The organism is Mycobacterium lacus (assembly GCF_010731535.1).
Taxonomy (GTDB): domain Bacteria; phylum Actinomycetota; class Actinomycetes; order Mycobacteriales; family Mycobacteriaceae; genus Mycobacterium; species Mycobacterium lacus.
The window spans coordinates 2,671,480-2,691,814 of the sequence record NZ_AP022581.1 but is presented as its reverse complement, the minus strand read 5'-3'; the positions used below and the strand labels follow the sequence as shown (position 1 = coordinate 2,691,814).

At 66.6% G+C, this 20,335-nt stretch carries 17 protein-coding genes and 1 pseudogene; 12 read left to right on the top strand and 6 right to left on the bottom strand.

Going from position 1 to position 20,335, the window contains the following annotated elements; genetic code table 11:
- Positions 1 to 172: 172 nt before the first annotated feature.
- A pseudogene (locus tag G6N24_RS12300) lies at positions 173 to 1,728 on the top strand (PPE domain-containing protein); the annotation flags it as partial.
- Between the two features lie 17 nt (positions 1,729 to 1,745).
- Here G6N24_RS12300 and G6N24_RS12295 read toward each other — a convergent pair.
- Positions 1,746 to 2,624 (bottom strand): NAD-dependent protein deacetylase, encoded by an 879-nt coding sequence (locus G6N24_RS12295; protein WP_085162936.1) that lies wholly within the window; start codon positions 2,622 to 2,624, stop codon positions 1,746 to 1,748.
- A 54-nt stretch (positions 2,625 to 2,678) separates the two neighbouring features.
- Between G6N24_RS12295 and G6N24_RS12290 the strand changes: the two genes are divergently transcribed.
- A complete protein-coding gene (locus G6N24_RS12290; RefSeq protein ID WP_085162935.1) occupies positions 2,679 to 4,721 on the top strand; it encodes an NAD(+) synthase in 2,043 nt (680 codons plus the stop codon).
- A 609-nt stretch (positions 4,722 to 5,330) separates the two neighbouring features.
- Here the strand turns inward: G6N24_RS12290 and G6N24_RS12285 are convergent.
- Positions 5,331 to 6,212, bottom strand: a complete 882-nt coding sequence (locus G6N24_RS12285) for a PfkB family carbohydrate kinase (RefSeq protein WP_085162934.1) — start codon at positions 6,210 to 6,212, stop codon at positions 5,331 to 5,333.
- Positions 6,213 to 6,330: 118 nt separating this feature from the next.
- Here G6N24_RS12285 and G6N24_RS12280 point away from each other — a divergent pair, with 118 nt between their 5' ends.
- The 5 genes from G6N24_RS12280 to G6N24_RS12260 are packed head-to-tail and all read left to right on the top strand — an operon-like array spanning position 6,331 to position 13,546.
- Positions 6,331 to 8,532, top strand: a complete 2,202-nt coding sequence (locus tag G6N24_RS12280) for an adenylate/guanylate cyclase domain-containing protein (protein WP_085162983.1) — start codon at positions 6,331 to 6,333, stop codon at positions 8,530 to 8,532.
- Positions 8,529 to 9,938, top strand: a complete 1,410-nt coding sequence (locus G6N24_RS12275; protein WP_085162933.1) for a mechanosensitive ion channel domain-containing protein — start codon at positions 8,529 to 8,531, stop codon at positions 9,936 to 9,938. Before G6N24_RS12280 ends, G6N24_RS12275 begins: the two co-directional genes overlap by 4 nt.
- A 19-nt stretch (positions 9,939 to 9,957) precedes the next feature.
- Entirely contained in the window at positions 9,958 to 11,205 is a 1,248-nt protein-coding gene (locus G6N24_RS12270) for a glutamate-5-semialdehyde dehydrogenase (protein ID WP_085162932.1), read from the top strand.
- A gap of 26 nt (positions 11,206 to 11,231) precedes the next feature.
- On the top strand, positions 11,232 to 12,107 hold the full coding sequence (locus tag G6N24_RS12265; protein WP_085162931.1) for an AAA family ATPase: 876 nt from the start codon (positions 11,232 to 11,234) through the stop codon (positions 12,105 to 12,107).
- A complete protein-coding gene (locus G6N24_RS12260; RefSeq protein ID WP_085162930.1) occupies positions 12,107 to 13,546 on the top strand; it encodes a vWA domain-containing protein in 1,440 nt (479 codons plus the stop codon). Before G6N24_RS12265 ends, G6N24_RS12260 begins: the two co-directional genes overlap by 1 nt.
- Before the next feature lie 75 nt (positions 13,547 to 13,621).
- Here the strand turns inward: G6N24_RS12260 and G6N24_RS12255 are convergent, their stop codons facing one another.
- From G6N24_RS12255 to G6N24_RS12245, 3 genes are read right to left on the bottom strand one after another with little or no spacing between them, the layout of a single operon-like run.
- Positions 13,622 to 14,668: a class I SAM-dependent methyltransferase gene (locus G6N24_RS12255; protein ID WP_085162929.1), complete on the bottom strand. Its 1,047-nt coding sequence runs from the start codon at positions 14,666 to 14,668 to the stop codon at positions 13,622 to 13,624.
- Between the two features lie 46 nt (positions 14,669 to 14,714).
- Positions 14,715 to 15,137 (bottom strand): type II toxin-antitoxin system VapC family toxin, encoded by a 423-nt coding sequence (locus G6N24_RS12250; RefSeq protein ID WP_085162928.1) that lies wholly within the window; start codon positions 15,135 to 15,137, stop codon positions 14,715 to 14,717.
- On the bottom strand, positions 15,121 to 15,354 hold the full coding sequence (locus tag G6N24_RS12245; RefSeq protein ID WP_085162927.1) for an AbrB/MazE/SpoVT family DNA-binding domain-containing protein: 234 nt from the start codon (positions 15,352 to 15,354) through the stop codon (positions 15,121 to 15,123). The genes G6N24_RS12250 and G6N24_RS12245 overlap by 17 nt, the downstream gene beginning before the upstream one ends.
- Before the next feature lie 74 nt (positions 15,355 to 15,428).
- On the opposite strand from G6N24_RS12245, the gene nadD reads away from it, so the two are divergent.
- From nadD to G6N24_RS12220, 5 genes are read left to right on the top strand one after another with little or no spacing between them, the layout of a single operon-like run.
- Positions 15,429 to 16,064 (top strand): nicotinate-nucleotide adenylyltransferase, encoded by a 636-nt coding sequence (gene nadD, locus G6N24_RS12240; protein ID WP_232070544.1) that lies wholly within the window; start codon positions 15,429 to 15,431, stop codon positions 16,062 to 16,064.
- Positions 16,061 to 16,450 (top strand): ribosome silencing factor, encoded by a 390-nt coding sequence (gene rsfS / locus G6N24_RS12235; RefSeq protein ID WP_085162925.1) that lies wholly within the window; start codon positions 16,061 to 16,063, stop codon positions 16,448 to 16,450. Before nadD ends, rsfS begins: the two co-directional genes overlap by 4 nt.
- A complete protein-coding gene (gene gpgP / locus G6N24_RS12230; protein WP_085162924.1) occupies positions 16,447 to 17,133 on the top strand; it encodes a glucosyl-3-phosphoglycerate phosphatase in 687 nt (228 codons plus the stop codon). Before rsfS ends, gpgP begins: the two co-directional genes overlap by 4 nt.
- Positions 17,123 to 17,866 (top strand): diglucosylglycerate octanoyltransferase, encoded by a 744-nt coding sequence (gene octT, locus G6N24_RS12225; protein ID WP_085162923.1) that lies wholly within the window; start codon positions 17,123 to 17,125, stop codon positions 17,864 to 17,866. Before gpgP ends, octT begins: the two co-directional genes overlap by 11 nt.
- Positions 17,866 to 18,696, top strand: a complete 831-nt coding sequence (locus G6N24_RS12220; RefSeq protein WP_085162922.1) for a DegV family protein — start codon at positions 17,866 to 17,868, stop codon at positions 18,694 to 18,696. The genes octT and G6N24_RS12220 overlap by 1 nt, the downstream gene beginning before the upstream one ends.
- Positions 18,697 to 18,706: 10 nt before the next feature.
- Here the strand turns inward: G6N24_RS12220 and G6N24_RS25370 are convergent, their stop codons facing one another.
- The gene (locus G6N24_RS25370; RefSeq protein ID WP_085162921.1) at positions 18,707 to 20,233 is read right to left on the bottom strand and encodes a PecA family PE domain-processing aspartic protease; all 1,527 of its coding nucleotides are present in this window, start codon (positions 20,231 to 20,233) and stop codon (positions 18,707 to 18,709) included.
- Between the last annotated feature and the right edge of the window lie 102 nt (positions 20,234 to 20,335).

Genomic DNA, 20,335 nt, shown 5'->3' with positions numbered 1-20,335 from the left:
TCGGCGTCCGATCCTTTGCACGCAGGCGTTTGCGGATGGGATTGCTGAAGATGCCGATATCCGGTGGTGGTTGCCATAAAGTCTCTCGTTACCGAGGTTGCTTGGAGGGGAGGGCCGCCATGCGGCGTGCCGTGTGCGGCAGCCGGGGAATGGTTAAGACGGGACGAGTGGGATGAGTTTTTCACTGTTGGCGCCAGAGATCCTTTCGGGGCAGATCTATTCGGGTCCGGGTCCGGCGCGCCGCTGCTGGCCGCCGCGCAGTCCTGGGCCGGGTTGGTCGATGAGCTGAGTTCGGCGGCTGCCGGGTTTTCGTCGGTGACTTCGGGGGTGGCGGGTTCGTCATGGCAGGGTTCGGCATCGGCGGCGATGGCTTCTGCGGCCAGCTCGTATGCGAGTTGGCTCAACGCCGCGGCGGCCCAAGCGTCGCGTGCTGCGGCCCAGGCTAAAGCTGCGGCGTCGGTCTATGAGACGGCGCGGGCGGCGATGGCGCATCCGCTGGTGGTGGCGGCCAACCGCACGCAGTTGGTGTCGCTGGTGAGGTCGAACCTGTTGGGGTTGCTCGCTCCGGCGATCGCGGCGACCGAGGGCGTTTACGCGGAAATGTGGGCCCAGGATGTGGCCGCGATGGTGGCCTATCACGGCGGGGCCGCTGCGGTGGCCGCCCAGCTGTCACCGTGGCAGCAGGCGCCGGGGAGCCTCCCGGGCCTAGCCGGTGGGGTGGCCGCAGCGCTCGCGGGCGCCGCAAAGACGACGAGCATGGCCGCCGCGCCCGCGGCCGCCGCACAGGCGATCGGACTCCCGGCGATCCTCGGCCTGGGGAACAACGGTGCCTGGAACCTGGGCGTCGGCAACACTGGCGACTACAACCTAGGTAGCGGAAATCTTGGCACTGCCAACCTGGACGGCGGAAACTCCGGGCGGGCCAATCTGGGCAGCGGCAACTTCGGCTTCTTCAACGTGGGCAATGGAAACTCCGGCTACATAAACATCGGCAACGGGAACGTCGGCAACCTCAACTTAGGCAGCGGAAACCACAACGGCGACGGAAACATTGGCTTCGGAGCTAACGGATCGTTCATGGCAGGCTTCGGAAGCGTCGGTTTCTCCAATTTTGGTGCCGGGGACACCGGCACTCTCAACAACGGTTTCGGAAATTTGGGTGACTACAACTTGGGTTACGGAAATACCGGTAACTTTAAGCAGGGCTTCGGCAACACCGGTGACCTCAACCTCGGCTTTGGGAATCATGGCAACAACAACATCGGCTTTGGGCTCACGGGCGACAACCTGGTGGGCATCGGCGAGCTGAACTCGGGCCTCGGGAACATCGGCTTCGGGAACTCGGGCAACAACAACATCGGATTTTTCAACTCCGGCAACAACAACGTGGGCGTCTTCAACTCGGGCAACGGTAACTTCGGCTCCTCGAATTCGGGCGACTTCAACACGGGCTTCTGGAACGCGGGCTCCGTCAACATCGGGTTCGGGAACGGGGGCAGCCACAACCTCGGTTTCGGGAACGCTGGTTCCCACGACATTGGCGCCGACAACGCGGGCGACGACAACGTGGGCTTTGGGAACTCCGGCTCCGACAACAACGGCAGCTTCAACTCGGGCGACGCCAACACGGGTGGCTTCAATTCGGGCTCCGGGAACACGGGCCACTTCAACTCGGGCGACTCCAACGCGGGCCTTTTCAACTCGGGCAGCTTGAACACCGGAATCGGCGGCTCGTAAAAGCTGGGTTAGGGCACCGGTGTTCGTTCTGTGACGCCCGACGGTAGGAGCTCGTCGGCCAGCAATGCCAGCAGTTCCGAACAGCCGCCGTCGACCTTGACGGTGGCCAGGTCGTCGCCTCGGGTGCGGCCGCGGTTGATGATCGCGATCGGGATTCCGAGCGCCGCGGCGTGGCGTACGAACCGGTAGCCGGAGAACACGGTGAGCGACGAACCCGCGACCAGCAGCGCATCGGCCTCATCAACGAGTGAATACGCTTGGGCGACGCGCTCTTTAGGCACATTCTCGCCGAAATAGACGATGTCGGGCTTGAGCATGCCGACGCAGGTCGGACAGTCGAGGTAGCGGAACGACGCGGTATCGGCCGCCGAGGCGACGACGGCGTCGGCGTCGGGTGCCACCGCCAGCTCACCGACGGCTTCGGCGCGTGAGATGAAACCCGGGTTGAGCGCTTCGAGCCGGTTGGCCAGCGCGGCTCGGCTCATGGTGTAGCCGCAGCCCAGGCACGTCACCCAGGCGTAGGTGCCGTGCAGGTTGACCACGTTGTGGCTGCCGGCCTTGGTGTGCAGCAGGTCCACGTTCTGCGTGACCACACCCGTCACCACACCGGCGTGCTCCAGCGCGGCCAACGCCCGGTGGCCGGCATTGGGCCGGGTGTTGTCCATGTGCCGCCAGCCGACGTGGTTGCGTGCCCAGTACCGCTGCCGGAACGCCGGATCCGACGTGAACTGTTGGATCGTCATGGGGTTGCTCGGCGGCGAATCGGGGCCCCGGTAGTCGGGGATACCCGAGTCCGTGGAAATCCCCGCGCCCGTGAGCACCGCGACCCGGCGACCGGCCAGCACCGCGACGAGTTCGGGGCATTGCACGGAACCGAGCGTAGGCATTCGTTGAGGACCCGTCACCCGATCTTGACCGACGGGACGCGACAATGGAGGGCAATGAGCTTCTATTCCGCCTATGCGCACGGGTTCGTGCGCGTTGCCGCGTGCACGCACCACACCACTATTGGTGACCCGGCGTCCAACGCGGCGTCGGTGTTGGGGTTGGCGCGCGCCTGCCATGACGACGGGGCAGCGCTGGCGGTGTTTCCCGAACTGACGTTGTCGGGCTATTCCATCGAGGACGTGTTGCTGCAGGATGCCCTGCTCGACGCGGTCGAGGACGCAGTGCTCGACATCGTCGCCGCGTCCACCGAGCTATTACCGGTTCTGGTGGTCGGCGCGCCGCTGCGGCGCCGGCACCGTATCTACAACACCGCGGTGGTCATCCACCGCGGTGTCGTGCTCGGTGTGTCCCCGAAGTCGTATCTGCCCACCTACCGAGAGTTCTACGAGCGACGCCAGGTCGCACCCGGGGACGGCGAGTACGGCACCATCCGGATCGGCGATACCCAGGCACCGTTCGGCCCTGACCTGCTGTTCGCCGCGTCGGACCTGCCCGGCTTCGTGCTGCACGCCGAAATCTGCGAGGACATGTTCGTGCCGGTGCCGCCCAGCGCCGAGGCGGCGCTGGCCGGGGCGACCGTGCTGGCCAACCTGTCCGGCAGCCCGATCACGATCGGTCGCGCCGAGGATCGCCGCCTGCTGGCCCGCTCGGCGTCGGCGCGGTGTCTGGCCGCCTACGTCTATGCGGCCGCGGGGGAGGGTGAGTCGACGACCGATCTGGCCTGGGACGGCCAGACGATGATCTGGGAGAACGGGGTGCTGCTCGCGCAGTCCGAACGCTTCCCCAGGGGGGAGCGCCGCAGCGTCGCCGACGTCGACACGGAGCTGCTCCGGTCGGAGCGGCTGCGGATGGGCACCTTCGACGACAACCGACGCCACCACCGGGCGTTGGCGGAATCGTTCCGGCGCATCGAGTTCCGGCTCGACCCGCCGTCCGGCGACATCGGGCTGCGACGGGCGGTCGAGCGCTTTCCCTTCGTCCCGGCCGACCCGCAACGGCTGCAACAGGATTGCTACGAGGCCTACAACATCCAGGTTTCCGGACTCGAGCAGCGGCTGCGGGCGCTGCGCTACCCCAAGGTGGTCATCGGCGTGTCCGGGGGGCTGGACTCGACGCACGCGCTGATCGTCGCGGCTCGCGCGATGGACCGCGAAGGCCGTCCGCGCAGCGACATCCTGGCATTCACGTTGCCGGGCTTCGCCACCGGCGACCGCACCAAGAAGAATGCGATTCGGTTGTCACGCGCGCTGGGCGTCACCTTCGAGGAGATCGACATCCGCGACACCGCCGAATTGATGCTCGCCAACATCGGTCACCCGTTTTCCCGCGGAGAGAAAATCTACGACGTCACCTTCGAGAACATCCAGGCCGGCCTGCGCACCGACTACCTGTTCCGGCTGGCCAACCAGCGCGGCGGCATCGTGCTGGGCACCGGCGACCTGTCGGAGTTGGCGCTGGGATGGTCGACATACGGTGTCGGCGACCACATGTCGCACTACAACGTCAACGGCGGGGTTCCCAAGACGCTGATCCAGCACCTGATCCGGTGGGTCATCTCGTCGGGCCAGTTCGACGACGAGGTCAGTGCGACGCTGCAGTCCGTCCTCGACACCGAGATCACCCCCGAACTCGTACCCACCGGTGCGGACGAAGAGATTCAGCGCAGCGAATCCACGGTTGGGCCTTATGTGCTGCAAGACTTTTCGCTGTTCTGTGTGCTGCGCTACGGATTCCGGCCGTCGAAGATCGCTTTTTTGGCCTGGCATGCGTGGAGCGACCCCGAGCGGGGCAATTGGCCGCCCGGCTTCCCGGAGGAGAAGCGACCGTCCTTTTCGCTGGCGGAGATCCGGCATTGGCTGCAGGTTTTCGTCCAGCGGTTCTATTCGTTCAGCCAGTTCAAACGCTCGGCATTGCCCAACGGGCCCAAGGTTTCGCACGGCGGTTCGTTGTCGCCGCGCGGCGACTGGCGCGCTCCGTCGGATATGTCGGCGCAAATCTGGCTCGACGAGATCGAGCGCGAGGTGCCGGAGAGTTAGCGCGGTTTGTTGCTTTCGAACGGCAGATAACCCCGGGGAGTCCGCGCTGCTCCAGTCGCCGCTCTACGAGCTGCTGTTGACGCCGGGGCCATCGTGGACCGTGTGCGACCCGAGACACCGCGGAGATCGCCGGCCCGAACGATGCGCGGCTGCTCGACGTACGCCGCGCGCCCCGCCTAGAACGCTGCTGATGTCGTACCCCCTAGTTGTTCGGCGCAACGGCCAGGTGGTCACAGCAGTCACGCTCGTCTCCTCGGGTTAGGGTGTTCGTTGTGCCCGCCTCGCAGCGACAAATCCCTTGCGTGCCTTACGTTGTCGCTGTGAGGCGAGCACACTGTGTACCGGCTCGACCCACGGATTCGTGGGGCCGATGTGACTACCCTCGCCCAGGACACCACCGATCTAGTGGCCAAATCAGCAGCGCCCTAGCGGATCCGTCCGACACCGCGCAGCCAACCGACCACGCCGGTGTGCACCAGCGAGGTGTGCCCGCATGACCCGGATGGGTGCAATACTGTTGGCCCACTGCAGAATCGGGGTGTGAGTTGGCATCGACAGCGCGAAGACGACCACCACACCGGGCACTGCCGGCGGCCGTGGTCGCGGACATCAGCTCCTCCCGTCGCATAGTGCGTCGATCGCTTCGATGTTGGGTGCGCAGTCACCGGCGCCGGACGCCAGCGTCGACAGTGCGGCTGCCGCGCAGGCCCGCCGCAGCGCGCGCATCCGCTCGGCCCTTGACGCCGGGTTTGCACCCCGGTTGCGCGGCCAACTCGCGGCCAGCACCCCGGCGAACACGTCGCCGGCCCCGGTGGTGTCCACCGCCGTCACCGTAGGGGCGGGCACCTCGAACTCGCCGTCCACGCCGAGGTAGCGGGCGCCGCGCGCGCCCTGGGTGACCACGAAGTGGGTTGGCTGCCAGGACCATTCGCTCGCCTCGGTCGCGTTTGCGATCACGACGTCGGCGACCGCCGCCAGTCGCGCAAGTTGCCGTTTGTCGTGGCCGGCCGGCGAAGCGTTGACCATGACGACCGCGCCGGCCGAGCGCGCGGCCCGCGCCGCGGTTACTGCCGCCGCCACCGGTATCTCGAGCTGGGTCAACAACACCTCGCAATCGGCGACCACCGCCGGGGTCACCGTCAGGCGGGCGTTGGCGCCGGGTGCCACCACGATGGTGTTCTCGGCGTGGGCATCGGCCACGATGATCGCGGCCCCACTTGGTCCGGGCACGGTGATGGTTCCGTCCAGCCCGACGCCGTTGGCCTGCAGGTGCGCGCGCAATTGGTCGGCGGCCGGGTCGTCACCCAACGCGCCGACGAAGCGCACCTGGGCGCCTGCCCGCGCGGCGGCCACCGCCTGATTGGCGCCCTTGCCGCCGGGTGCGCGGCTCAACGACGACGCCAGCACCGTCTCGCCCGGGCGCGGCAGGCTGGCCACTTCCAACGTCAGGTCCATGTTCACGCTGCCCACCACGCACACTCGCGTTGCCATTCCACCGACGTTAGCCGCAGCCGCATTTCGATTCGCCGAGCTGTCCCGACGTTCGGGTTGGCGCGTTAGTCTGCTGCGTGATAGATGCGCAATCCTGGCCGCGAAGGAGGACGGCGATTTGACCTCGGGCGAGCTTACAGAGGTGGAGGCCGAAGCGGCCCCGGCCGAGGAGAGCAAGACCCACAAGACCAACAGAGGTGGGCGTCGCCGTCGGCCGCATTTCCGGGCGAGCATCCAATCCAAGCTCATGGTGCTGCTGCTGCTGTCGAGCATCGTGTCGGTGGCGGCGATCGTTGTCGTCGGCTACCAAGCCGGCCGCGGCTCACTGAAGGCGGCGGCCTACGAACGGTTGATCGAGTTGCGCGAGTCGCAGAAACGGGCTGTGGAGACGTTGTTTTCCGACCTGACGAATTCGCTGGTCATTTATGCCCGTGGATTGACGGTGATCGATGCGGTCGCCCAATTCACCGCTGGCTTCGATCAACTGGCCGATGCAACGATCAACCCCACGCAGCAACAGGCGATTGTCAACTATTACAACAACGAACTCATCAAACCCGTCGAACGCGCGACTGGTGAAAAACTCGACATCAACGCGCTGCTGCCAACCGCTCCCGCGCAGAAGTACCTCCAGGCGTACTACACCGCGCCCTTTGCCTCTGACCAAGATTCGATGCGCCTTGACGACGCCGGCGATGGCAGTGCATGGTCGGCCGCCAACGCGCGCTTCAATGGCTATTTCCGGGAAATCGTCAGCCGGTTCGATTACGACGATGCCGTGTTGCTGGATACCCGGGGCAACATCGTCTACAGCCTGAGCAAAGATCCGGACCTGGGCACCAACATCTTGACGGGGCCGTATCGGGAATCCAATTTGCGCGACGCCTACCTTAAGGCGTTGGGCGCCAACGTTGTTGACTTCACCTGGATCACCGACTTCAAGCCGTATCAGCCCCAGCTCGACGTGCCGACGGCGTGGTTGGTGGCGCCGGTCGAGGTGGGCGGCAGGGCCGAGGGCGTCTTTGCGCTCCCGTTGCCGATCGCCAAGATCAACAAGATCATGACCGCCAACAAGCAGTGGCAAACCGCCGGCGTGGGCGATGGGACGGAGACATTCCTGGCCGGTCCGGACAGTTTGATGCGATCCGATTCCAGGCTTTTCCTGCAGGATCCCAAGGAATATCAGCGGCAGGCGGTGGCCGCGGGCACCCCGGCCGACGTGGTGAACCGAGCCATCCAAATTGGGGGCACGACGCTGTTGCAGCCCGTAGCCAGCGAAGGTTTGCGTGCCGCGCAACGCGGGCAGACCGGAACGGTGTCCGATACCGACTACACGGGCAACAAAGAACTGGAGGCCTACGCGCCGTTGACCGTGTCGAACTCGGACCTGCACTGGTCCATCCTGGCGACGCGGGACAACTCCGAGGCGTTTGCGGCGGTAGCGGCGTTCAGCAGGGCCCTCGTGCTGGTCACGGTGGGGATGATCGTCGTCATCTGTGTGGCCTCGATGCTGATCGCCCAGGCGATGGTACGGCCGATCCGGCGGCTGGAGGCCGGCACGCAACGGATCAGCGCAGGCGACTACGACGTCACGATTCCCGTGACGTCACACGACGAAATCGGTGACCTTACAGCGGCTTTCAACGAAATGAGCCGGAACCTGGAGATCAAAGAGGAGCTACTCAACGAGCAGCGCCGGGAAAACGACCGCCTGTTGTTGTCGATGATGCCGGAGCCGGTCGTGCAGCGTTATCGCGATGGCGAACAAACCATTGCCCAGGAGCACCAGGACGTCACCGTTCTGTTCGCCGACATCCTGGGGCTCGACGAGATCTCTAGCGACCTATCCGGTAACGAGCTGGTCGGGATCGTCGACGAACTGGTCCGACAGTTCGATTCGGCCGCGGAATCCCTTGGCGTCGAACGGATTCGCACGCTGCACAATGGCTATCTGGCGAGCTGCGGGATCACCACGCCGCGGCTGGACAACATCGCCCGGACGGTCGACTTCGCCCTCGAAATGCGGCGCATCATCGAACGGTTCAATCGCCAGACCGGCCATGAGCTGCGCTTGCGGGTCGGCATCAACACCGGCGATGTCATCAGCGGGCTGGTTGGCCGGTCGAGTGTTGTCTACGACATGTGGGGTGCCGCGGTGAGCCTGGCTTACCAGATGCACAGCGGCTCACCCCAACCCGGCATCTACGTCACCTCCCACGTGTACGAGGTGATGAGGGACGTGCGCCAGTTCACGCCGGCCGGCACGATCTCGGTCGACGGAACAGACGAGCCGATCTACCGATTGTCGGAGCGGTCATGAACGTATTCCACGCCTCGTGGTTCTACTGGGCAGTCGGCATCGCGGTCGGATTGCCCGTCGGGCTGATCCTTCTCACCGAGCTGCACCACACGCTCGTGCGCCGGAGCAGCCGCCTGGCCAGGCAGGTGAGCCTGCTGCGCAACTATCTCCTGCCCCTCGGTGCGCTGCTGCTGCTTCTGGTCAAGGCCGCGCAGATCCCGGCCGGAGACGCCATGGTGCGCATCCTGACCACCGTTTTCGGCTTCATGGTGCTGGTGCTGCTGTTGTCCGGGCTCAACGCCACCGTGTTCCAGGGGGCGCCCGAAGACAGTTGGCGCAAGCGGCTGCCCGCGATATTCCTCGATGTCGCGCGGTTTGCGTTGATCGGCACCGGCCTGGCGATGATCCTGTCCTACATCTGGGGCGTGCGCGTCGGTGGCCTGTTCACCGCGCTGGGTGTCACGTCGGTGGTCATCGGCCTGATGCTGCAAAACTCCGTCGGCCAGATCGTGTCGGGATTGTTCATGCTCTTCGAACAGCCCTTCCGGATCGACGATTGGCTGGACACGCCCACCGCGCGGGGACGCGTTGTGGAGGTGAACTGGCGCGCCGTGCACATCGAGACGCCAACCGGGCTGCGGATCACCCCGAACTCGATGCTGGCCACCACCTCCTTCACGAACCTCAGTCGGCCCGGCGGCTCGCACAAGTGCGCAATCACAACCAAATTCGCCCTCGCGGACTCACCCAACAGGGTTTGTGCGATGCTGACGAGGATTGCCGGCTCGCTACCGCATCTCAAGCCCGGGGAAGCGCCGTCGACGGTTGCCCTGGGCGGCGGCGAATACCGCACCACGGTCCGGTTGCGCTCGCCCGCCGACGACGGGGCCGCGCAGGCGACGTTTTTGCCGTGGGTCTGGTATGCCGCACGACGCGAGGGACTTCACCTCGACGAGGCCGATGACGAATTCTCGACGACCGAGCGCGTCTGGGACGCCTTGCGCACGGTGGTGGGTCCGGAGCTGCGGCTGAGTCTCACCGATCAGCAGTCCCTGGTCCCCTACGCGAGGGTGGTGCGGTACGGCACCGACGAAATCGTCCAGCACGCGGGCGTCGTACCCAAGGCAATGACATTCATCATCGCGGGCAGCGTTCGCCTGACGGCGAAGACGGAGGACGGCAGCGTCGTTCCGATTTCTACGCTCAGCGAGGGCGCATTTCTGGGAGTGACCGCGCTGACCCGGCAGCCCAACCCCACCGGCGCGGTGGCGTTGGAAGAGGTGACCGCGCTAGAGATCGATCGCGAACACCTCGAGCAGGTGGTCATGGGCAAACCGGTGCTGCTGCAAGAGCTGGGCCGGCTCATCGACGAGCGGCAAACCAAGGCGCAGCGGGCCAGGAGCGGGCCGTCTTACTCGGTCAGCTAGAGCCCGATACCCTGGGGGAATGAGTGTGCACGCACCATCGGCCCCCGACCTGCGTCACGAGGTGCACGACGCGGCCCGCCGTGCGCGAGTGGCGGCGCGCCGGCTGGCCTCGCTGCCGACGGCCGTCAAAGACCGCGCCCTGCACGCCGCCGCCGACCAGATCCTGGCCCACGCCGACCAGATCCTGGCCGCCAACGCCGAAGACCTCGATGCCGCACGGGCTTCCGGCACCCCCGCCGCGATGCTCGACCGGCTGGCGCTCAGCCAACAGCGCGTCGACGGCATCGCCGGCGGCCTGCGGCAGGTCGCGGGGCTGCCGGACCCGATCGGCGAGGTGCTGCGCGGCTACACCCTGCCCAACGGACTGCGGCTGCGCCAGCAGCGTGTCCCGCTCGGCGTGGTCGGGATGATCTACGAGGGCCGGCCCAACGTCACCGTCGACGCCTTCGGGCTGACGCTCAAGTCAGGAAACGCCGCGCTCTTGCGCGGCAGCTCCTCGGCCGCGAGATCCAACGACGCCCTGGTCACGGTGTTGCGCGCCGCGCTGGTCAGCGAGGAGCTGCCCGCGGACGCCGTCCAGCTGCTGTCGGCCGCCGACCGATCCACCGTCACCCACCTGATCCAGGCCCGCGGCCTGGTGGACGTGGTGATTCCGCGCGGGGGAGCGGGCCTGATCGACGCGGTGGTGCGCGACGCGCAGGTTCCCACCATTGAGACGGGCGTCGGCAACTGCCACGTCTACGTGCACGAGGCCGCCGATCTGGACGTCGCCGAACGGGTGCTGCTGAACTCCAAGACCCGGCGCCCCAGCGTGTGCAACGCCGCGGAGACGCTGTTGGTCGACGCGGCGATCGCCGAGCGGGCGATGCCCCGGCTGCTGGGTGTCCTGCAGGATTCCGGTGTCACCGTGCATCTGGACCCCGACGAGGACGATCTGCGCCGTGAATACCTGGCGATGGATATCGCGGTAGCGGTGGTCGACGGCGTGGACGCCGCGATTGCCCACATCAACGAGTACGGCACCGGTCACACCGAGGCCATCGTGACCACCAATCTGGCTGCGGCCCAACGGTTTACCGAACAGGTCGATGCCGCCGCCGTGATGGTCAACGCGTCGACGGCGTTCACCGACGGCGAGCAGTTCGGCTTCGGCGCCGAGATCGGCATCTCCACCCAGAAATTGCATGCCCGCGGCCCGATGGGACTGCCGGAGTTGACCTCGACCAAGTGGATCGTGTGGGGCGACGGCCACATCCGCCCGGCCTGACCCTCGTTGATTAGGAGAACTCCATCGTGAGCGTGCCCGCGCGGTCCGTGCCGCTATTCGCCGACATCGCCGACGTCTCGCGACGGCTGGCCGAGACCGGCTACCTGCCGGACACCGCCACCGCGACGGCGGTCTTCCTCGCCGACCGGCTCGGTAAGCCGCTGCTCGTGGAGGGCCCCGCCGGCGTCGGCAAGACCGAACTGGCCCGCGCTGTCGCCGCGGCCACCGGCTCCGGCCTGGTCCGGTTGCAGTGCTACGAGGGCGTCGACGAGGCGCGCGCCCTCTACGAGTGGAACCACGCCAAGCAGATCCTGCGGATCCAGGCGGGGTCCGGCGACTGGGAGGCCACCAAGACCGACGTCTTCAGCGAGGAGTTCCTGCTGCAACGTCCGCTGCTGACCGCCATCCGGCGCACCGAGCCGACGGTGCTGCTGATCGACGAAACCGACAAGGCCGACATCGAGATCGAGGGCCTGCTGCTGGAGGTGCTGTCCGACTTCGCGGTGACCGTCCCCGAACTGGGCACCCTGACCGCAACCCGTGCGCCGTTCGTACTGCTGACCTCCAACGCCACCCGGGAGCTGTCCGAGGCCCTCAAGCGCCGCTGCCTATTCCTGCACATCGATTTCCCCACCCCCGACCTGGAACGCCGCATCCTGTTGTCGCGAGTCCCCGAATTGCCCCAACACCTCGCCGAGGAGCTGGTCCGCATCATCGGCGTGCTGCGCGGGATGCAACTCAAGAAGCTACCGTCCATCGCCGAGACCATCGACTGGGGCCGCACGCTGCTGGCGCTGGGCCTCGACACCATCGACGACGCGGTCGTTGCCGCCACGCTCGGCGTCGTCCTCAAGCACCAATCCGACCAGCAACGCGCGGCCGGCGAACTGCGGCTGAACTGATGGCCACACGACGGGTCCGCCCCACCCGGCCGCTCGCCCCGCACGGGCTGCCCGGCCACTTGGTCGGGTTTGTGGAAGCGCTTCGCGGGAGCGGGATTTCGGTCGGCCCATCCGAGACGGTGGACGCCGGCCGGGTGATGGCCACGCTCGGGTTGGGCGATCGTGAGGTGCTGCGTGAGGGGATCGCCTGCGCGGTGCTGCGCCGGCCCGAGCACCGCGACACCTATGACGCCATGTTCGACCTGTGGTTTCCCGCGGCGACGGGGGAGCGTGCGGTGGTCTTGGACGAACTGGAGGGGGCCCCCGGATCTGTGCCACCCGACGATGTCGAGGCGATGCGGCAGATGCTGCTGGATTTGCTCACCGAAAACCAGGACCTCGCCGACATGGACGAGCGGTTGGCGGCGATGATCGCCCGGATCGTCGAGGCCTACGGCAAATACAGTTCCAGCCGCGGCCCGTCGTTCTCGTCGTATCAGGCGCTCAAGGCGATGGCGCTGGACGAGCTGGAGGGCAAGCTGCTGGCCGGGCTGCTGGCCCCCTACGGCGACGAGCCCACTGTGACCCAGGAGCAGATCGCCAAAGCGCTTGCCGCACAGAAGATCGCGCAGCTGCGCAGGATGGTCGATGCCGAGACCAAGCGGCGCACCGCCGAGCAGATCGGCCGCGACCATGTCCAGATGTACGGCATCCCACAGCTTTCCGAGAATGTCGAGTTCCTGCGGGCATCCGGTGAGCAGCTGCGCCAGATGCGCCGCGTGGTGGCCCCGCTGGCCCGCACACTGGCCACCCGGCTGGCGGCGCGCCGGCGGCGCGCGCGCGCGGGATCGATCGACCTGCGCAAGACGCTGCGCAAGTCGATGTCCACCGGCGGCGTGCCGATCGACGTCGTGCTGAACAAACCGAGACCGGCCCGCCCCGAACTGGTCGTGCTGTGCGACGTGTCCGGTTCCGTCGCCGGCTTCAGCCACTTCACCCTGCTGTTGGTACACGCTCTGCGCCAACAGTTTTCGCGCGTTCGGGTGTTCGCTTTCATCGACACCACCGACGAGGTGACCCACATGTTCGGCCCCGAGGCCGACCTGGCCGTGGCGATCCAGCGGATCACCCGGGAGGCCGGCGTTTTCAACCGCGACGGTCATTCCGACTACGGCAACGCCTTCGTCTCGTTCATGCAGGCCTTCCCGGGTGTGCTGTCGCCGCGCAGCTCGCTGCTGGTGCTGGGTGACGGCCGCACCAACTACCGCAACCCGGCCACCGACGTGCTGGCCGACATGGTGACCGCCAGCCGGCACGCGCACTGGCTCAACCCCGAGCCCAAACACCTATGGGGCAGCGGCGACTCGGCGGCGCCGCGCTACCAAGAGGTGATCACCATGCACGAATGCAGGTCGGCCAAGCAGCTGGCCGCGGTGATCGACCAGTTGCTGCCGGTGTGAGCCTTAGCGCGAGCAGACGCAAAAGCCCCTATTTCGGACCCGAAATAGGGGCTTTTGCGTCTGCTCACCTCGCCTTCAGCGCGTTTTGCGGAACACGAGCCAGCGCAGCTCGATCGGGCTCATCTCCCGCTCGACGGGGAATACGTCGAGGCCACTGACCCAATCGGCGTACCAGCTCGTCTGCGGCCAGGCGCCTTCGGGCAAGTGCGCCTTCTCGTAGTCGTATACGGAGTCATCGGCGACGAGTTCGAGGGGCAGTCCCGCCCCCGCGGCCGACATTTCGTGTCGGGTGAACATGCTCGTGTACTCCTGCTGCCCGAACTCACGCGCCGCCTGGTCGGGTGTGTAGCCTCCCCGCGTCAAAAAGGCGTTGAACACCAAGCGCCCACCGGGGGCCAGGCACTGGGCGGCGAGTTCGAAGAGGCCGCGCAACTGTTGCGTGGTCCGGAAATCCGACACCACCTCGGAAAGCACAATCAGCTGATAGTCCCGGCGCAGATCGTCCATGGTCGAAAAGACGTCGCGCACGATGACGCGCACATCGAGGGACTCCTTTTGCGCGTCGGATCGAATCATGTCGGCGAACTTCGGGGTCAACTCCACCACGTCGACCGGGTGTCCACGGCGTGCCAGGGGAAGGGCGTTGCGCCCGGTTCCCGCCCCGATCTCAAGGATTCGATGCATCGTCGGATCGGCTGCCTCGTTGGCCAGCGCCCACACGCGAGCGTCGGGCTCGGTGCCGAATAGCGGCGGCTCGCGGGTATCGATCCAGTTCTCGTAGGCGGCCTCGACCGTCCACCATTGGGTGTCGACCTGGTAGTGCAGGGTAGGTCCGATGGGGGCGTTGAACGAGATGACGATGCTCGAGCGCGGGGAGGTCTTGTACGCCGCCGCCAGCTGGCGTTCGAGCACCGATCTCAGGTGAGCAAGTTCTTCGGCGGAGAACTTACGGCCCACACCCGCGAAGAGGTTGTCACACATCGTCACGTACTCGTCGATCATGCCCGGGACGGCCGGCAGCCTGACCTTGCCGTCCACCACCGATCGGGTATAGAACCGCCGGATCATGGCGTTCTTTACCAATTGAGTCGGCTCGGCTGATTCGATCGGCAAGTTATCCACAGACCCCTTTTACACGACTGAGCGCACCGCCGGGGTGGAACGGCCGTTAGGCCAGCAGCTCGACGTTCACCTCCAGCGCGCGATAGACCTCCAGCGCCCGCCGATCGCGAGTTGCCAGGGGTAGTCGATGCTCGTTTGCGACCGCACCGACCAGCGCGTCGTACACCGCCCCACCGGCGATTTCGGCGGCTCCGAGTCCGGTCAGCAGCGACGTTGCCGCCCGTGGGCCGAGGAATCTGGTCTCTGGGAAGGTGCGCGTCAGCAGCTTGGCGACGGTCGCCGGTGTCCTGCGGGCCGGCGGCGGCAAGCGGGTGAGAACGGAGAAGGTTTCGAACGCGGCGTGGCCGGCAAGACCGAGCGTCCGACCGCGTAGCGCTTGGAAGGTGTCTTCGTGGTGGTCGTGATCGGCGACCACCAGTGCGACGGCGACGCTCGTGTCTACGAGCACGGTGCTACCGCTGGCCGGCATCGCGCAGCGTCCGCACGACCGCGTCGTCAATCTCCGCGCCGCCGGCGGGTATCACTAAGCGGCCGTCCCGCTCATCGAGCGACTCACCGGCGAGGGGCTCGACGCGCAGGGCTGCCCCGTCGGCGGTCACCTCGACTTCACCCGGCCTGAGCCCGAGATGATCTCGCAATGGCTTAGGAATAACCAATCTGCCTGCCTTATCAATGGTTGCACGCATGCCTAAACAATACCGTTTTTTCTGGTCAAGTAAGCTGGCAGATCGTGCAAAAGCACCAACGCAGGCTAGGAGTGATGGGTGGGACGTTTGACCCCATCCATTACGGCCACCTGGTTGCCGCCAGCGAGGTGGCCAACCGGTTCCACCTCGACGAAGTGGTGTTCGTGCCCAGCGGCCAGCCCTGGTTCAAGGAGCGACAGGTCTCCGCCGCGGAGGACCGCTACCTGATGACGGTCATCGCCACCGCGTCCAATCCCCGCTTTTCGGTGAGCCGGGTCGACATCGATCGCGGTGGCCCCACCTACGCCAAGGACACGTTGCGGGATCTGCAGGCGCTCAACCCGGGCTCCGAGCTGTACTTCATCACCGGCGCCGACGCGCTGGCCTCCATCCTGTCGTGGCAGGACTGGGAGGAGCTGTTCGATTTGGCGCGGTTCGTCGGGGTCAGCCGGCCGGGCTACGAGCTGCGCCACGATCACATCACCGACGCCCTGGGTGAGCTGCCGAAGGATGCGTTGACCCTGATCGAGATCCCGGCGTTGGCGATCTCGTCGACCGAGTGCCGCCAGCGCGCCGAACAGTCCCGACCGTTGTGGTACCTGATGCCCGACGGCGTGGTGCAGTACGTCTCCAAGCGCCGGCTCTACCGCACGCCGAATGCCGAGGGCGCGCGTCCCACGTCAAGCCTGTCCGCCGGGAACGACACATGACCGCCACCCAGGAAGCCATCGACATGGCGAGGGTGGCTGCGGGTGCGGCCGCCTCCAAGCTCGCCGACGACGTCATCGTCATCGATGTCTCCGGGCAGCTGGTCATCACCGACTGCTTCGTCATCGCCTCGGCGTCCAACGAACGGCAGGTCAACGCCATCGTCGACGAGGTCGAGGAGAAGATGCGCCGGGCGGGCTACCGCCCGGCGCGCCGTGAGGGTGCCCGGGAAGGCCGCTGGACGCTGCTGGATTACCGCGACATCGTGGTGCACATCCAGCATCAGGATGACCGCAATTACTATGCCCTGGACCGGTTGTGGGGTGACTGCCCCGTGGTGCCGGTGGACCTATCGGCGGACTCCGCGGAATCGGCGAGCGCGCAATGAGGATTCGTCGCCTGGTGATGTTGCGGCACGGGCAGACCGACTTCAACCTCGGCAGCCGGATGCAGGGTCAGCTGGACACCGAGTTGAGTGATCTGGGGCGCGCGCAGGCGGTCGCCGCCGCCGAGGTGCTGAGCAAGCTGCCGCCGCTGCTGATCGTGTCGTCGGATCTGCGCCGCGCCTACGACACGGCGGTCCAGCTGGGGGAGCGCAGCGGGCTGCCGGTCCTGGTGGATGAGCGGCTGCGCGAGACCCACCTGGGCGATTGGCAGGGCATGACGCACACCCAGATCGACGCCGAGGCGCCCGGCGCCCGGCTGGCCTGGCGCGAGGACGCGACGTGGGCTCCGCACGGCGGGGAAAGCAGGGTCGACGTGGCCGCACGCAGCGTGCCGTTGGTTGCCGAGTTGGTGTCCGGCAACCAGGAATGGGGCGGCCCGAACGAGCCGGATCGCCCGGTGGTGCTGGTGGCCCATGGGGGCCTCATCGCCGCCCTGTCGGCAGCGCTGCTGAAGCTGCCGGTGGCAAACTGGCCCAGCCTGGGCGGCATGGGCAATGCCAGCTGGGTGCAGCTGAGTGGGTGTTCCGACGACTCCCGCCCCGAGTCTGACGGCGAGCTGGACCTCATCCGGTGGCGCCTCGACGTGTGGAACGCATCGGCACAGGTCGCCAACGATGTCCTCTGAGCGCGCATCGAAGCCCGTGCTGCTGATCTTCGCTGACTCGCTGGCCTATTACGGCCCCACCGGTGGCTTGCCCGCCGACGACGCGCGCATCTGGCCCAATATTGTTGCCTCCCAATTGGGTTGGGAGCTGGAACTCATAGGTCGCATCGGCTGGACCTGCCGCGACGTCTGGTGGGCGGCGACCCAGGACCCGCGGGCCTGGGCGGCGCTGCCCAGGGCGGGGGCGGTGATCTTTGCCACCGGCGGGATGGATTCTTTGCCGTCGGTGTTGCCGACCGCCCTGCGCGAGCTGATCCGGTACGTCCGGCCGCCGTGGCTGCGCCGCTGGGTCCGCGACGGGTACGCCTGGGTGCAGCCGCGGCTTTCCCCGGTGGCCCGGTCCGCGTTGCCGCCGCACCTGAGCGCCGAATACCTTGAACGGACCCGGGGCGCAATCGAATTCAACCGCCCGGGCATCCCGATCGTGGCGTCGCTGCCGTCGGTGCACATCGCCGAGACCTACGGCAAGGCGCACCATGGCCGTGCCGGGACGACGTCGGCGATCACGGAATGGGCGCAGCGCCACGATGTGCCGTTGGTTGATCTCAAAGCCGCTGTCGCCGAACACATTATGAACGGGCATGGCAATCCGGACGGTATTCACTGGAATTTCGAAGCCCACCAGGCGGTCGCGGAGCTGATGCTCAAGGCGCTGGCCGAGGCCGGCGTATCGAACGAGAAGCCGCGGGGCTGATGACCGTCGTGGTGGTGACCGACGCGTCGTCGCGGCTGCCGGCCGATGTGCGCGAACAGTGGGCGATCCGCGAGGTTGCGCTGCACGTCTTGCTCGACGGCCTCGACCTGCGCGACGGTGTGGACGCGATCCCCGATGACGTCTACAAGCGCCACGCGACGACCGCCGGGGCCACCCCCGCCGAGCTGCGCGCGGCCTACCTGGAAGCGCTGGCCGACAGTGGCGGCGACGGCGTGGTGGCAGTGCATATTTCGTCGGCGCTGTCGGGGACCTACCGTGCCGCGGAACTGACGGCGGCCGAACTCGGTCCGGCCGTGCGGGTCGTCGACTCGAGATCCGCGGCGATGGGCACCGGTTTCGTCGCGCTGGCTGCCGCGCGGGCGGCGGCCGCGGGCGCTGACCTGGAGACGGTTGCGGGCGCCGCGGATGCCGCGGTGCCCCGCACCCACGCGTTCATGGTGGTGCACCGGTTGGACAACCTGCGCCGCAGCGGGCGGATCGGCGGCGCCAAGGCGTGGCTGGGTACCGCGCTGGCGCTCAAGCCGTTGTTGCGCGTCGACGACGGCAATCTTGTTCTGGCGCAACGGATACGGACAGCGAGAGGCGCGATCACCGCGATGGTCGACCAGGTCTGCGAGGTGGTGGGCGAGCGCGCGGCCGCCCTGGCGGTGCATCACGTCGCCAACCCGGATGGGGCCGACACTGTGGTGACGGCGTTGGCTGAACGGCTACCCACGTGCGCGCCGGCGCTCGTTACGCCGTTGGGGCCGGTGCTGGCGGTGCACGTCGGATACGGAGCCGTCGCCGTCTGTCTGCAATTTGACGAGTAGCGCCGAAGCGTCAGATCAGTCGGTCAAAGACCGTCGTTCCTATGGCGTCGTTGTTCCAGACATAGATCGGTCCGACCGAGAAGGGGTAATTCCCGGTATTGAACGGACTGCCCGAGGACACAACGATTGGTGAGTTGGCCGCGGTGACCGTCTGCGTGTAGAGGGTCACGCCGTTGATCGTGGAGACCGTGATGGTTGTTCCCTCGGGCAGGTGATTGCCGACCGCCAGGCCCGGCACCAGCGATTGTGGGATGGTTCCGCCCACCCCACCGGAATCAATGTACGCGTTGACGGTCTGCGGTAATTCGTTGTTGATCTGTACCTGCACGACGGTCCCTGGTGCTCCGTCGAGCTGGACGATGGGCGGCAGTGAGTTGGGGCCGAACTCCAGCAAACCGCGAGGCATGTTGAACAGCACACCCTGATTCATGTTGACCGGTAACGCCGCATTCGTGGGGGTCGAGAACGGGAACATGTTGTTCGGACCCACGCCCAGATAAGCGGGTAACAACGAAACGTCGATGGGGTTGGATGGATCCCCCAGATATGCGGAGGTGGCGACGGCAACGGTGGTCGACGGGCTGACGATTCCGTTCCCGTAATTCACGGTCGTTTGATATGTCTGGTAGTCAACGTAGAGGCGACCGGCGCTGCTAAGGCCGTAACTGACGGAACCCGTCCCGGTGGGCTGGTCGAGAGTCGCCAAATTGACGTAGTGGGGTGGAACCAACAGACCAGTGGAGCCGGAGTCGACGATGGCGGGCATACTTGGTCCGCCGCCTACCGAGATGTTGAGCAGCGGGTTGCCGTATTGATCGACAGAGATGAGCGTTTGGTTCGGCGAAAGAAGAGTGCTGATGCCCGCGGTACCGGTGTGTCCCCACAGCAGCCCGGCACGACCGCCGAGCCCGCCAACGCCGCCAGGCCCGCTGGCCCCGCCCGTGCCGCCGTCGCCGATCAGGAGGCCTCCGTGCCCGCCGGCACCCCCGGGCATTCCGCCGTAAACGCTTTTTCCGCCGGTCCCGCCATCGCCGATCAGACCCGCGGGCCCGCCGGCACCCCCAGCCACTCCGGCGCGAGTGCTGGTGCCACCGGTACCGCCGTCGCCGTACAACCAACCGCCGGGCTTGCCGTCCGTCCCCACGCCTTGAGCGTTGGTGTACCCGTTGGCGCCGTCGCCGACCAGCGGGCGTCCGGTCAGCTCTACGAAGGGCTCATTGATCGGGCCAGCCGCGCTCAACACGAACTGCCTGACGTTGGCGGTCTCGGCGGCCGCATACGCATTCACGCTGGCCACTACAGTGCGGGTGAATTGCTCGTAGGACGTCGCCACCCGCCCGGCCAGCGCCTGATACTGCTGACCATATTCGGCAAACAGCCTGGCCAACGCCGCCGAGACCTCATCAGCGGCCGTAGCCATCACCTCGGTCGTCGGGGCCGCGGCGGTGGCATTAGCGGTGCTCATTGCTGAGCCGATGCTGGTCAGATCCGTAGCCGCCGTCGCCGCCACCTCCGGCGCCACGCTCACGAACGACATCTCATACCTTCCGCCAGGCCCACGAATGCGTGGTCGCGATCGACCACCGGGATACGCAGCGGCAGTGAAGTAACAATGAAATTATTCTGATATCGCCGCCCC

Coding starts and splice junctions, on each gene's coding strand:
- G6N24_RS12295 (WP_085162936.1), bottom strand. CDS start 2,624: ATGCCTACGCTCGGTTCCGTGCAATGCCCCGAACTCGTCGCGGTGCTG.
- G6N24_RS12290 (WP_085162935.1), top strand. CDS start 2,679: ATGAGCTTCTATTCCGCCTATGCGCACGGGTTCGTGCGCGTTGCCGCG.
- G6N24_RS12285 (WP_085162934.1), bottom strand. CDS start 6,212: ATGGCAACGCGAGTGTGCGTGGTGGGCAGCGTGAACATGGACCTGACG.
- G6N24_RS12275 (WP_085162933.1), top strand. CDS start 8,529: ATGAACGTATTCCACGCCTCGTGGTTCTACTGGGCAGTCGGCATCGCG.
- G6N24_RS12270 (WP_085162932.1), top strand. CDS start 9,958: ATGAGTGTGCACGCACCATCGGCCCCCGACCTGCGTCACGAGGTGCAC.
- G6N24_RS12260 (WP_085162930.1), top strand. CDS start 12,107: ATGGCCACACGACGGGTCCGCCCCACCCGGCCGCTCGCCCCGCACGGG.
- G6N24_RS12250 (WP_085162928.1), bottom strand. CDS start 15,137: ATGCCGGCCAGCGGTAGCACCGTGCTCGTAGACACGAGCGTCGCCGTC.
- G6N24_RS12245 (WP_085162927.1), bottom strand. CDS start 15,354: ATGCGTGCAACCATTGATAAGGCAGGCAGATTGGTTATTCCTAAGCCA.
- nadD (WP_232070544.1), top strand. CDS start 15,429: ATGGGTGGGACGTTTGACCCCATCCATTACGGCCACCTGGTTGCCGCC.
- rsfS (WP_085162925.1), top strand. CDS start 16,061: ATGACCGCCACCCAGGAAGCCATCGACATGGCGAGGGTGGCTGCGGGT.
- gpgP (WP_085162924.1), top strand. CDS start 16,447: ATGAGGATTCGTCGCCTGGTGATGTTGCGGCACGGGCAGACCGACTTC.
- octT (WP_085162923.1), top strand. CDS start 17,123: ATGTCCTCTGAGCGCGCATCGAAGCCCGTGCTGCTGATCTTCGCTGAC.
- G6N24_RS12220 (WP_085162922.1), top strand. CDS start 17,866: ATGACCGTCGTGGTGGTGACCGACGCGTCGTCGCGGCTGCCGGCCGAT.
- G6N24_RS25370 (WP_085162921.1), bottom strand. CDS start 20,233: ATGTCGTTCGTGAGCGTGGCGCCGGAGGTGGCGGCGACGGCGGCTACG.